This is a genomic window from Halobacteriovorax sp. JY17, from assembly GCF_002753895.1.
Lineage (GTDB): Bacteria > Bdellovibrionota > Bacteriovoracia > Bacteriovoracales > Bacteriovoracaceae > Halobacteriovorax.
The window spans coordinates 641,983-653,318 of sequence record NZ_NJER01000001.1; the positions used below are offsets into that span (position 1 = coordinate 641,983).

An 11,336-nucleotide genomic window follows, 5' to 3' on the forward strand; every position below is an offset into this window, starting at 1 on the left:
TTGTCATAAGTTTCGCAGATTACTCATGGATAGTATTTTCCTCTAATCAAGAAGACTGAAAATTTCATCAGAGTAATATTTAAAAATACGATAGGTCATTATGAATCTTCTAGGAAATGGTAAATCTATTCTCAATTACTTCGAACTAAAGAAAATTAGTATTCAAAGCTCTCTTATAAGCCTTGATGGGCCTTACTTAATTCAGAGAAATTTTTGGAGCCAGCAAATTCTTAAGGCGTCTGATTTATTTGAAGTCAATTTATTCAAGAAAAGTAAGACTCTATTTTCGTTTCGTGAAAGTGTCGTTATTAGAGCGAAAACGAAGCAAGGCCTTGTGATTGATTCTAAAGTTTTAAAGGGTGAATTTAGCTCTTTTAAAAACCTTCAAGAAATTGAAAGAGAAATCGGTCGCCTTGATTTTAAAATCAGGCAAAAGTCTTTTGATCTTGATTACTATGAAATCATTCATACACACCCTACAGGATGCTATATAGAAAGAGATGGCGAACACGAAGTCATCTCTCTTGGCGGTTTAAGTAAGTCGGACTATGAAGTTGCAGAGTTTTTAGAGAGAAAACATTCAGCAATTTTTAAATTAAAGGCAATTTGTCCTGGCGGAATTACTTACTGCTCAATCTAGAGATTCTTCTTTATATTTAAAATTTAGCCAATCTTGAATTTCACTTGTGTAGAATTTTGAGAAACGTCTATCACTGACACCGCCCGCGAGTACTGTGTAGCTCTTTCTTTCTGCGAGATCAGTTATAAACCTCATTGATGGACAAAAAGTTGAAATCCTTCCGTGGGATTCGTAGAGAGCGCCCTGAACAATTGTTGCTCTTGAGCCTTCAATTGAAATTGGCCCGTAATCAAATCCAAGAAAGTTTGGCAACTTCCCATCAAAGAGAATATTTGTCATTTTAACTTTTCTCTTTTCTCCCCAAGTTTGAATTCGTGTCTCTAGAAATAGTTTCTGAGTTCTAGCTAGAGCATTTTTAAAACAATCCATTTTGGATTTCTTAGCGAACCAAAGAGGGTTATTTTCGATAATTACCTTGTCGAAGAAGTAATAGAAATCAACAAGTATAGACGATTTCTTTTCAATATACTTCCACGGAGAAGTTGGAAAGAAGTCATCAGTAAAAACTTCTTCAAGTAGATTGTGATAGAATTCTTCAAAGATGGTGGCTCCTTTTGAATTCTTGTCATAACAGTAGTCCCAAGACTTTAGCGTTTCGCTCACTTCATCATTGGCAAGAAGAGCTGATAGCTCATTCATATAGTGATGGGCCTGAAGACTATAAAGATCACTTTGCATTTCTTTAAAGTCTTGTACTGAGAACTTTTCTCTTTCCTGCAAGAGTTGATTGATACGATCAACTCTATAAGGTCCCATTGGAAGATTAATAGTTAAAGGAGTCTCAGGATTTAAATAATTTTTTAAATCATTATTTGCAGTGGCAAGAAATCCTTCTGCTGGATTAACCAGACCACTGAGGTTTTCAGCTTCAATCATACCGTCCCAGTGATTTAATTTATCACTGGCACGAAGTGGGTAGAGGCCACTAGAAGCTCTCTTTGGAGAGAGTCCTGACTGTTGATAAGCAATATTCCCTTCGCTATCACCAAGAAGCCAATTACATGAAATAGAAATCTTAGAGAGAGCTTTCTTCATCGAGTAAATATCATCGGATTCAAGCATTTCGTAGAGAGCGAGGGCGGAACCAATAGCGCCGCTCTTCTTAGCTGTCCAGGCCCTATTTAGGTAGAGACCATTTTTTAAAGGAGCACCGTCCATTGGATTTGTTTCAAGAGTTCCACATTCATTTTCATAGATATTAAATTGAAATTCAGGATTCTTCTTTCTAAGAATCACTTCTTCACGCATTAGAAAACTTTCATACTTACCGTCTCGCAGATAGTTCTCATTACTCACATCTTCAATAAAGTAATCAACCATATCCATAAAGCCATAAGTGAAACCAAAGCTCACTTTATCACTTCTTCCCATTATTATTCCAGGTAAGCCTGGCATGGAGACACCTTGAAAATTCCTATCTCCCATATGAAGCACTTGCTCGTACCAGATTCCTGGTAGACGATTTATCTCTAGGTGAGGGTCATTACATTGAATAACACTTCCTGTTTTAGACTTCTTTGGAGAAACGATCCAATTATTAGAGGCCATCATCTTTGGTAGGAGCGAATTAAACTTCACTTCATCGGGAATTAGGCCTTCAAAGTATTCTAAAATTTTTAGATTTTTTAAAGTATCGTCTTCGATACCATCAAGATGAGGAGAGAAAAGTGATTTTAACTTCTCTATATTGATTTCTTCTCTAATACTTTGAATAATAAACTTTTCAGCGTCCTGTTGGGTCTGGGCAAGGCCAATATAGGACATGATTTTTATGACCATGAGAGAGTCTTGAATTGTCCATGGTTCTAAGTGAACTCCTAGGAGCTTGAACTCCCAAGTCTTTCCTCTTTTTTTTAGAAAGTGATTAACTCCATCGGCATAAGACTGAAAATAGTTTTTTACATCAATAGGAAGTTTTTCTAAGTCTTCTAGAGTTGAGTTATAGAAATCCATCTGCCTCATAAAGATATCTATCTTTAAGCTCTCCTCGTTGTCTTTAAGGAGTTCACAGATTCTTCCCTTGCCAATTATTCTTAGGAGGAAAATTTGCATAAAGCGGTCTTCACAGTGGCAAAGTGCTTGAGCGTAGGCCATGGCATTCTTGCTCTTGGAGAAAACTTCTGTAATACCGCTTTCTCTTCTTTTTAAAGAAAAATTTTCGTCTTTATTAAAGGATAATACTTGGGATTTCTTAGTGATCTTTTTCAAGAAAATACTCCTAGGGTAGAGTATCTAGCTTATCTTAGCTTAACTCGTTGTCAAGTTCTTGGACTTTCTTCTTCATGAGCTGATAGGTGTTTTCGCATAGAGTTCCGACATCTTTTTTTGTTAGACCTTCAGTGGGGATAGCATCAAGGACTTCAACAATAACTTTTCCTGATTTCCATTTAGAAAAATCAAGGCCTACATCATAGGAGCTTATGCAGATAGGGGAAATAGGAACTTGCGCATTTATAGCGGTAAAGAAAGCCCCTTTTTTAAAAGGAAGAACACCGCGGCCGTGACTCCTAGTCCCTTCGGGCATCATCCAGATAGAAGTATTCTTTTCTCGAATTGCAGCACCGACTTGATCCATCGTTCCGTGAGCGCTGCGCTTATTTTTTCTGTCAATAAGTACATTACCACTTAGCCAGTAGAATTGACCAAAGAGTGGAATCCAGCGCAGGCTTTTCTTCCCAAGTGAAACTGTTCTATCTGGAAGGATATGACAGGCAATAAAGACATCAATATTGTGCTGATGGTTTGAGATAAATAAACCAGGTCTATTATCCTGAAGCTTATCAACATTTCTTTTAACAACTTCAATTCCAAGAATCGTTGTTCCAAGCCTTACCATGCGGGCCATGATGTATACATTATTTGGATTGAAGGGTCTGAGGGCACTTACTATTGTTCCAACAATACCAACAAGGGCAAGGAGGATAAGTGCAAGAATGAATCGTACAGTTTTTAAAATCATAAGCTCTCAATAATTAAGAAAATAGGTTACTTGAGAGCTTTCATGAAGTCTAGTCTGATTTAGAGGATTTTACTGGTCAAAGAGACGCTTAAACCCTGATTTATAGTATCTATTGGATAGAACTTTAAATATTGAAACATCTTTATTTGTTACAACATCAGCGTTTTCAGTTTTATATGTCTTATTCATATATTCTGGGTAAGATTCAACATTGCTTGAAGAGTTCCCTAAGTTAAGTGCGAAGTTTTGTTTCTTCTTATTATTAATTCCAGCACCTTTACCACCAGTCATTTTTAATTTACTAGTTTCCTCAGCAACCTTCTTACTGTTGATTGTTGCTTCAACTTCTTTTTGAATTTCTTGTAGGTCTTTATCAAATGGATCTGCAGCTAGAGGAGATGCTGCTAGCTCTCTCGTTATTCCTGAAAGAAGTGCTTTTTCAATTGTTGCTAGGTCTTTTGAGCTCGCAGGTCTTAGGCCACTTTTATCTTGGACTTGAACTTGCTTAAGTATTTGATCCCTAATATTTCCACTGAGAGCACTACTTTGAGCAGGAGTTAGATCAAAGCCTTGAGCAGCAGTTATACCTGAGGTTACATTATTGAGGTCAGCTTCAAGTTGTTTAACATCCATCGCCTGACCAAGACCTCCTAATTGAATAGTAGAGAAACTTGTTTTTCTACAAGCATTATTTCCTTGAGCATCTTTAAATTTTCGGCACTGACAAGAAGGATCAAAGGCTCCTGCCTGAGTTAGGCAACCCATTTTTGTCCCGGCATCATCGGAAGCTCTTGTCTTGTCAGAACTTTCCGCAAAGAGGTTTCTCTCATTCTTGGCCCATAGAGCTTGGCAGGATTGTGAGTTTGTTCGGTCAGTTTTCTTTTCACCCTTTTCGTAACAATAGCACATGAGATTATTCTTATCGTCATGACCGCCTGGACAGTACTTGCCCATTGCAGTAATGAATTGATCTTTTGCGATCTTTGCTCTTTTAGCAAGTAAATCAGCTTTCTCACCTTGTTCTTGGAGCTTCTTTGCTTTGATAAGATTCCATCCTGTATTTGCGAGTGCGAGAAGAGCAATACCGGCAGGAGATCGTAGATACATTTTAGTGGCTTTTTCCGCAGCTGCAACTTGTGGACCTAGGGCCGGGTTTGTGGCAACCTTGTTATCTATTTGGACTTTCTTTATTTCCTCACCTGCAGCATCCGTCTCCTCCACGGCCTCACAGCTCTGGTTAAAAGTAGCATTGTCCTTAAGTGCAGCAGCAGCAGTCCCAAGGTAGCAAGCCGCAACTAGTTTATTGAGCTTTTGTTTCATGTCATAGTATTTAGCAAGGGACTTTAGTTGATCAATTTGTGATTGATAGGCGATAACTTGAGTATCGTAATTTTCTTCATCTTTAACTTTCTCTTGAAAAGAAGCTAGGTTTTCCTTTGTTTCTTTCTTCGCTTTTTGCATAATATAGAGAGTCTTCAACATGGCGATACCACTACAGGCTGCACCAACTTTTGCTGATAAACAAGGTGAAGACTTCTTTCCACGAAACCCAAGATTTGAAACTGTAATACCAAATGAGATACTATCCATTAAAAGAGCATCCCAATTTGTATCTTCTAGTTTTGCGTCTCCACTCACCTCAATAACAAGATCGCGCATACACTTATCTCTATCTGCCTTTTTTTCAAATAAAGTACAATTTCTATAAGCTTCGAGGTCTCTCTTCGTATCTTTAGAAGTCATACAACGGTTTAGTTTAAGATCCCACTTTCTAGAGCTATCTTTATTACAGGCCTCTCTTTGAGCGGCAAATTCATCGGCAAAGGAAATATCGGCCATAACGAGGCAGAGAATTGCAAATAGAGTGTGAAGTGCTAATTTCATAGATAAATCCTTATTACCTAAATTATATCGAATATTTCTCTAAGTTCTTAATAACTTATTTATTATGTAGTATTCTATTGAAATCACATAGCTATTGGCAAATTAGACCGCCACAACTTCATTGCACCTTAGTGGGCTCAATATCTATATAGGTCTGAGTGACTTTAGCATCATGGTGATTCAAGTAATCTCTCACTAGGAGGAGATCCTTCGTTTTCTTATAAAGATTGGTTGCGCAGGCTTTTCTAAAACTATGGGGCCCAAGATCTTCATCGCAACAATTAACTTTTAAAAGCTTCTTTATTAAATTGTACATACTTCTAGTACTAAGGCAATTACCTAAGTAGTTAGTAAAAATAAAATCTGATTTTGCATCCCTCATTAAGAAAGTTATATCTTTCATTATTTCATCAAAGCGCTGAGGATGAAATTCGTGAATATAACCACCCTTTCGTATAACCTTCATCGTCTTTCTTTGAGAGTCAAAATTTGAAAATTTAAGTTGAGTAAGCTCGCTAAGTCTAAGCCCCCCCCAATAGAGAAGTTGAAGAATAAGCCTCTCTCTTGTTCTATAAGTTGATTCAATCAAGATTCGCCACTGCTCGTAGGGGAGTATAGGAGTATGGGTAATATCAGTATCTTTAACTTTTATTCCATGAATCTTTTCTTTTACAGGATTTATAAGAAAGAGGTTGGAGTGATCTTCATGTGTCTGTTTCAAAAATTCATAGAAATTCTTTATAGAACTTAGGTGTCTCTTCGTAGAATTATTTGAAAGAGGACTTTGTTCAAAGAGTATAACTTTCTTAGGCCTAAAGCGGAGAAGTCTTCTTAGAAAACTTTCTTTCTTATAAAGAAGACCTCCATTTAGAAGAAATGATTTATAGAGGCCAATAATATCCTTCTTCTTTGCGCTGATGGGAGAGTTAAAAGTGAACTCATACCAGAGTAGGTACTTATCTAAATCACTCTTATAATTTTTAATGGTATGGATGGATTTATTTTGCTTAGAGCAATTCTCTAAGTACTGATTCAACCATCCTTGGTTTTTCTTATTCATTTTCATATTCGCTATGTGTTGTAATAAAATTCAATTAAAAAACTTCGTATAAACTATGTTATATGAATTATTTTAATTGTAAATAGCTGATAATAGGAAAAATGGATTCTAAGCCTTTGGGATAGGTGTAACCCTAGAAGAAATTGATTTTTAAATTGCTTAGAAATTCTGTCCCAAATGGCGTGTAGCTGAACACTAGAAAGAGAATTGATGAAATGAAAGTCAGACACATAAATCCAATAAAGAGCTTTCCAAAAATAGAAATATTCTTTGATAAATAACCACCATAGAGGTCGGAAGATTCACCCTTATAATCATCATGGCCAGAGAGTGACCTCTGTTCATCAATTTCTAGATATTGAATATTTTTTGCACTATTTTCGTCGGACATTGGTCTCCCATTCTGTGACTTATCGTCATTTGGTTTAATAAGTTTAGAGGGAGAAATAGAGTAAAAAATGTATGGTTACTCAAACAATACTTACATGGCAAATGTAAGTATTTTATTCAATTCAATTTAAAACATATTGGGCCACTTTTTAGGCCTCAAAGGAAGATGTAAGAAAGATTCCCTCTCTTTATTAGGTGTTTACACTCGTGATATCATTAGGATAATCAGACATTTATAAGAAAGAAATTAAAGAGAGGAATACTGTATGTCTAATATTGATCATTCAAAAATTAGAGAACTAGAGCACAGAAACTTTAGAAATGACGACTTTTGGAAAGAGATTCCTGAATGGGCCAACGTCACTAGAGGAGAGTTTGCTGACCATAAGTGGCAACTTAAGAACTCTGTTCGAAAGGTAGATCAAGTAGAGAGATTTCTAGGATCAAAAATCTCTAAAGAACATATGGACGACATCAGAGAAGGTCAACATATCACACCGATGAATATTAGGATTACTCCATATATTTTTGCGTTAATTGATTGGAAAGATCCTCTTAATTGTCCTCTTAGAAAACAATTTCTCCCAATGGGAAGTCAATTCTTAGAAGATCATCCTTACTATAAATCTGACTCACTAAGTGAAGATGATGATTCTCCAGTTCCGATGCTTACTCATAGATACCCAGATAAGGTTCTCTTTTTGCCAACGACAATTTGTCCTGTGTATTGCTCTTATTGTACGCGTTCAAGAATTATTGGTGGATCAACTGAATCAATTGAAAAAGAAACTTATGGTGCAAATCAAAAGAAGTGGGACGATGTCTTTGAATACTTAAGTAATCACCCAAGAATTGAAGATGTTGTGATTTCTGGTGGAGACGCTTTCATGTTAACTCCAAAACAGATTAGATATATTGGTGAAAACCTTTTAAGAATCCCTCATATTAGAAGAATTCGTCTTGCGACTAAAGGGATTGCTATTTTCCCGCAGAAAGTTCTGACTGATGATGAGTGGTTTGAAGCTGTTCAAGAGATTCACGCTCTTGGAAGATCGTTTGGAAAGCAAGTAGTTATTCACACGCATTTTTCTTGCGCAAGAGAGATTACAAAGTGGTCCCAAATGGCGATGGACAGATTATTCCAAGCAGGAATCGTGGTGAGAAATCAAGCGGTTCTTCAAGAAGGAGTAAATAATCACGTAGATGAAATGGTTCTTCTTACAAGACAAGTTGGTTACCTAAATATTCAACCATACTATGTCTACATGCACGATATGGTTCCAGGGTGCGAGCACTTTAGAACAACTCTTAGAGAAGCAGTAGAGCTAGAGAAATCAGTGAGAGGAACAACTGCTGGATTTAATACTCCAACATTCGTTTGCGATCTTCCTGGTGGTGGTGGTAAGAGACACGTTGCCTCTTACGAATACTATGATGAAGAAAATGGTATTTCAGTTTGGAAAGCGCCTCATGTGAAACCTGGTCAAACGTTCACTTACTTTGATCCAATTCACAAACTCTCTCCAGAAGCTCAAGCAAGATGGGCCGAGCCTGCGAAGAGGCAAGAGATGATTGATGCGGCGATAGCAAAAGTAAAAAAATAAAAAGTAATAAAGAAAAAGAGAGGCGAGTCCTCTCTTTTTCTATTTAATTAAAGCAAGTGGCTTCACAAGTTCCAAAATTCGACTTTTCACTACTATGATTTAATTCCCATCTTCCATTATCAAGCCTTACTAAATGGCATTCGCCAGTATCATAATTCTTATAAGTGATTGCACAGTACTTAAAAGGCTTTGGAGTAGTTCCTTTTTTTATAGGAAAAGTTGCCCTTAAAGAATACTTCTGATTTTTCAGAGGAGCTGGGAGGTTTAAGTCTCTCCAACTGAGAGACGACCCACTACAGACTTCAAATGAGTCAATTTGTGGATTATATTTAATAGAGCCTGCTATTTCACTTAGGCAAGCGGCCTCTGACTCACCAATCTTTAGAGGACCTTTCAGGTTAAGTGAAGAGGTACTTAAATCAGTATTTATCTGAAGTTTTTTCTTGCTAAGAAAATGCCCTTTAGCATCAGAGGTTCTTGTCCAATCAGAATCATTCGCTGAAGTCATTTTTCCTAGACCAATTCCTCGGACAGTATAACAGCTAAGTATTGCTTCCGAGTTATCAATGGACGCAAATACTTTAATCTCTCGCTCTAATCTACTTACTCTCTTACTTCTCTTATCTGTAAAATTCACTACTAAGTGGAGCATTGTAGTGCCAGACTCAATAGAAGTTTCTCTATTGTCACTTTGCAGGTATAGATCACTTAAGGTAAACGCCCAGTGATCGGTTTCTTTTATGACTCTCCCTTTTTCAAATATATCAAAAGAGTAAACATTTCCAGTTTCGTCTTCAACTATTTGGGTAATAAGAGTTGCAGACTTATCTCTTCTCGCATTCTTTCCGCTAAACGACTCGCGACAGGCCTTAGGGTTAGATAGGATAGTTCTCACTTCATCTACAAAGTAAGTGAGTTCAAACTGCTCTGTGGTCTTATTTGATAAATTATTTTGGGCCTGAAGAAGACGTACAATAGAAGCGGTCACTGCACTAAAAATTGCAATTGAAATAAGGGCCTGTAAGAAAATAGATCCTCTTTGGTTATTTAAAAAGTACTTAGGTTTCATCGATGCACCTTTTCCCAAAGAAGAGACTTCTTACATTGTTCAAACTGACCCTTCGTTGTATTAAATTGAATACTCCCAAGAATATCTAAAGTACATGAAGCCTTACTTCCTTCTAATGTGAGAGAGTCTAAAATATTAATATTTGCAATAACCCTCTGCGTGTTTACTCCAATAAAGAATGAGTTGAGTCGAATACCATTGGGAGTTTCTTCTGCTATTTCCTCTCCAGCTGGCAGCCCTCCAAAGGCACATTCACTAATCAGTTCTTTCTCTTTTTTCATATAGAGTTTAATGCTTCTCTTGAAGTCGGTTGCACTTTGATTTTTTAAATTCTTTCTCAAGGTAATAACTAGATTCATCATTCCAAGCTCTTCAATATCTTCATTGAAGTTATTGTATGAACTTGTTTGATATCCAATGACTTTTGTTTCACTTGCACCAAAGACAGATCCTACTTCAAATTTCTTAATTAGTTGATTTTTCTGAAGCGTTTTGATGGCCTGTATTGGTTGATTATTAGGAGAAACTCCTCTTAGCGTTTCATTGCAATTGATAGGGGAAGATAGGTACTTCTTTACAGAGTTTAAGTAGGTTTCAACCTCTGCTTCGGCAGTAATATTTCGAAGGGAATCTGTCTGCTTTTCAATAGTGTGAACAACAATGAAGACTGCTATAGCAAGGAAGAAGACTCCTACCATGAGGTTGATTTGTGAAAAGCCTCTATTATTCTTTATTTGAAGCATAAGAATGTACAACTCCCAAGATCGTTAATTGAAGGTCTTAACTCCCAGGAGACTAGGCGAATAAGGTCTGTCTCTGGGGCGGATAAGTGGCATTGATTATGATTAGAGCCCTCTACCGCTCCTAGTACGCAGAGTTTATATTCACCTATTATCTGAGTATCTGTTTTAGAAGTCTTAGAGACAACTCTTGTTGGACGTGACCAATCTAGGTTATTTACTCCCCAGCTCTTCCATGAAGAACTTCCTGTGCAAAGAAGTAGATTCTCATTTGTATCGTCATAGCGAATCATTCCTTGATTCTCAGGGGAGCACTCTGAAAGTTCTGATTGCGTATCAAAGCTAATGGTAGACTCTATAGCTAGAGTGGCCCCTTCCAGGGGAGGAGTGTTAATTCCAAGATGTTTTATAATTTTTAGCTTTGTTGTATCTTTTTCTTGCGCACCTTCCTCATTTTCTGAAGAAATTGGAAGAGCATTGCAATTTACAATCTTACTATTGCTCGTACTAAAAACAATAGGAATTCCTTTTGCAATAGTCTTGCTTCCAAGGCTATCAGCTCCCTTGTCAAAGGTGATGAAGAAATCAAAAATAGGCTCGAGGGAACCCTCTCTTGAGACGGCCGTATAGCTTTGAATTTTTAAATTCTTAGCTCCATAGAGTTGGCGACTATTACTATAAGTTCTGTATAGGGAAGTATTTCTGTTTTCATTATTAAGAGAGTATTTCTTTGAAATATACTTGATGGCCCCATCACTAATTTCTGTAAGGGTTAGATTGGAGAAAGTTGCTTCACAACTCGAGGGGTCTTGAAGATTGCGCCAAATTTCTTCGTGTATATAGCCTATCTCGTACTTTTGATTAGTATTCTTGGCCATTCTTTCTTGGGTGGCCATAATTTTAATTCCTACTAGTGCAGCAGCACCAAGTAGACCAGATGATATCAATACTTGAACTAGAGAAAACCCTCTATCATTATGTAACATAGAA

General features: G+C 37.0%; 10 protein-coding genes. 2 read left to right on the forward strand and 8 right to left on the reverse strand.

Annotated elements, in window-relative coordinates; translation table 11 throughout:
• Positions 1-100: 100 nt before the first annotated feature.
• A complete protein-coding gene (locus tag CES88_RS02910; RefSeq protein WP_290730696.1) occupies positions 101-640 on the forward strand; it encodes a hypothetical protein in 540 nt (179 codons plus the stop codon).
• On the opposite strand, the gene CES88_RS02915 is transcribed toward CES88_RS02910, so the two are convergent.
• The 5 genes from CES88_RS02915 to CES88_RS02935 all read right to left on the reverse strand — a co-directional run bounded on the left by CES88_RS02915 (position 632) and on the right by CES88_RS02935 (position 6,934).
• Entirely contained in the window at positions 632-2,848 is a 2,217-nt protein-coding gene (locus CES88_RS02915; RefSeq protein WP_290730699.1) for a penicillin acylase family protein, read from the reverse strand. The two genes, CES88_RS02910 and CES88_RS02915, sit on opposite strands and share 9 nt — an antisense overlap.
• 34 nt (positions 2,849-2,882) lie before the next feature.
• Complete coding sequence (locus CES88_RS02920; RefSeq protein WP_290730701.1) at positions 2,883-3,599, reverse strand: 1-acylglycerol-3-phosphate O-acyltransferase; 717 nt, start codon at positions 3,597-3,599, stop codon at positions 2,883-2,885.
• A 69-nt stretch (positions 3,600-3,668) separates the two neighbouring features.
• Positions 3,669-5,483, reverse strand: coding sequence for a hypothetical protein (locus CES88_RS02925; protein WP_290730703.1), 1,815 nt, complete (start codon positions 5,481-5,483; stop codon positions 3,669-3,671).
• A gap of 118 nt (positions 5,484-5,601) precedes the next feature.
• Entirely contained in the window at positions 5,602-6,543 is a 942-nt protein-coding gene (locus CES88_RS02930; RefSeq protein ID WP_290730706.1) for a site-specific integrase, read from the reverse strand.
• A gap of 133 nt (positions 6,544-6,676) precedes the next feature.
• Entirely contained in the window at positions 6,677-6,934 is a 258-nt protein-coding gene (locus CES88_RS02935; protein ID WP_290730709.1) for a hypothetical protein, read from the reverse strand.
• A 265-nt stretch (positions 6,935-7,199) separates the two neighbouring features.
• On the opposite strand from CES88_RS02935, the gene CES88_RS02940 reads away from it, so the two are divergent.
• The gene (locus tag CES88_RS02940) at positions 7,200-8,537 is read left to right on the forward strand and encodes a KamA family radical SAM protein (protein WP_290730712.1); all 1,338 of its coding nucleotides are present in this window, start codon (positions 7,200-7,202) and stop codon (positions 8,535-8,537) included.
• A gap of 43 nt (positions 8,538-8,580) precedes the next feature.
• On the opposite strand, the gene CES88_RS02945 is transcribed toward CES88_RS02940, so the two are convergent.
• Genes CES88_RS02945 through CES88_RS02955 form a run of 3 tightly spaced genes read right to left on the reverse strand, consistent with a single transcriptional unit; the run spans position 8,581 to position 11,332 of the window.
• Positions 8,581-9,606, reverse strand: a complete 1,026-nt coding sequence (locus CES88_RS02945) for a hypothetical protein (RefSeq protein ID WP_290730715.1) — start codon at positions 9,604-9,606, stop codon at positions 8,581-8,583.
• The gene (locus CES88_RS02950) at positions 9,603-10,349 is read right to left on the reverse strand and encodes a hypothetical protein (RefSeq protein WP_290730718.1); all 747 of its coding nucleotides are present in this window, start codon (positions 10,347-10,349) and stop codon (positions 9,603-9,605) included. The genes CES88_RS02945 and CES88_RS02950 overlap by 4 nt, the downstream gene beginning before the upstream one ends.
• Positions 10,337-11,332, reverse strand: coding sequence for a hypothetical protein (locus CES88_RS02955; RefSeq protein ID WP_290730721.1), 996 nt, complete (start codon positions 11,330-11,332; stop codon positions 10,337-10,339). The genes CES88_RS02950 and CES88_RS02955 overlap by 13 nt, the downstream gene beginning before the upstream one ends.
• Positions 11,333-11,336: the final 4 nt, after the last annotated feature.

Excerpts from the sequence above, each read along its gene's own strand:
- CES88_RS02910 (WP_290730696.1), top strand. The coding sequence starts at position 101 with ATGAATCTTCTAGGAAATGGTAAATCTATTCTCAATTACTTCGAACTA.
- CES88_RS02920 (WP_290730701.1), bottom strand. The coding sequence starts at position 3,599 with ATGATTTTAAAAACTGTACGATTCATTCTTGCACTTATCCTCCTTGCC.
- CES88_RS02925 (WP_290730703.1), bottom strand. The coding sequence starts at position 5,483 with ATGAAATTAGCACTTCACACTCTATTTGCAATTCTCTGCCTCGTTATG.
- CES88_RS02930 (WP_290730706.1), bottom strand. The coding sequence starts at position 6,543 with ATGAATAAGAAAAACCAAGGATGGTTGAATCAGTACTTAGAGAATTGC.
- CES88_RS02935 (WP_290730709.1), bottom strand. The coding sequence starts at position 6,934 with ATGTCCGACGAAAATAGTGCAAAAAATATTCAATATCTAGAAATTGAT.
- CES88_RS02940 (WP_290730712.1), top strand. The coding sequence starts at position 7,200 with ATGTCTAATATTGATCATTCAAAAATTAGAGAACTAGAGCACAGAAAC.
- CES88_RS02945 (WP_290730715.1), bottom strand. The coding sequence starts at position 9,606 with ATGAAACCTAAGTACTTTTTAAATAACCAAAGAGGATCTATTTTCTTA.
- CES88_RS02950 (WP_290730718.1), bottom strand. The coding sequence starts at position 10,349 with ATGCTTCAAATAAAGAATAATAGAGGCTTTTCACAAATCAACCTCATG.
- CES88_RS02955 (WP_290730721.1), bottom strand. The coding sequence starts at position 11,332 with ATGTTACATAATGATAGAGGGTTTTCTCTAGTTCAAGTATTGATATCA.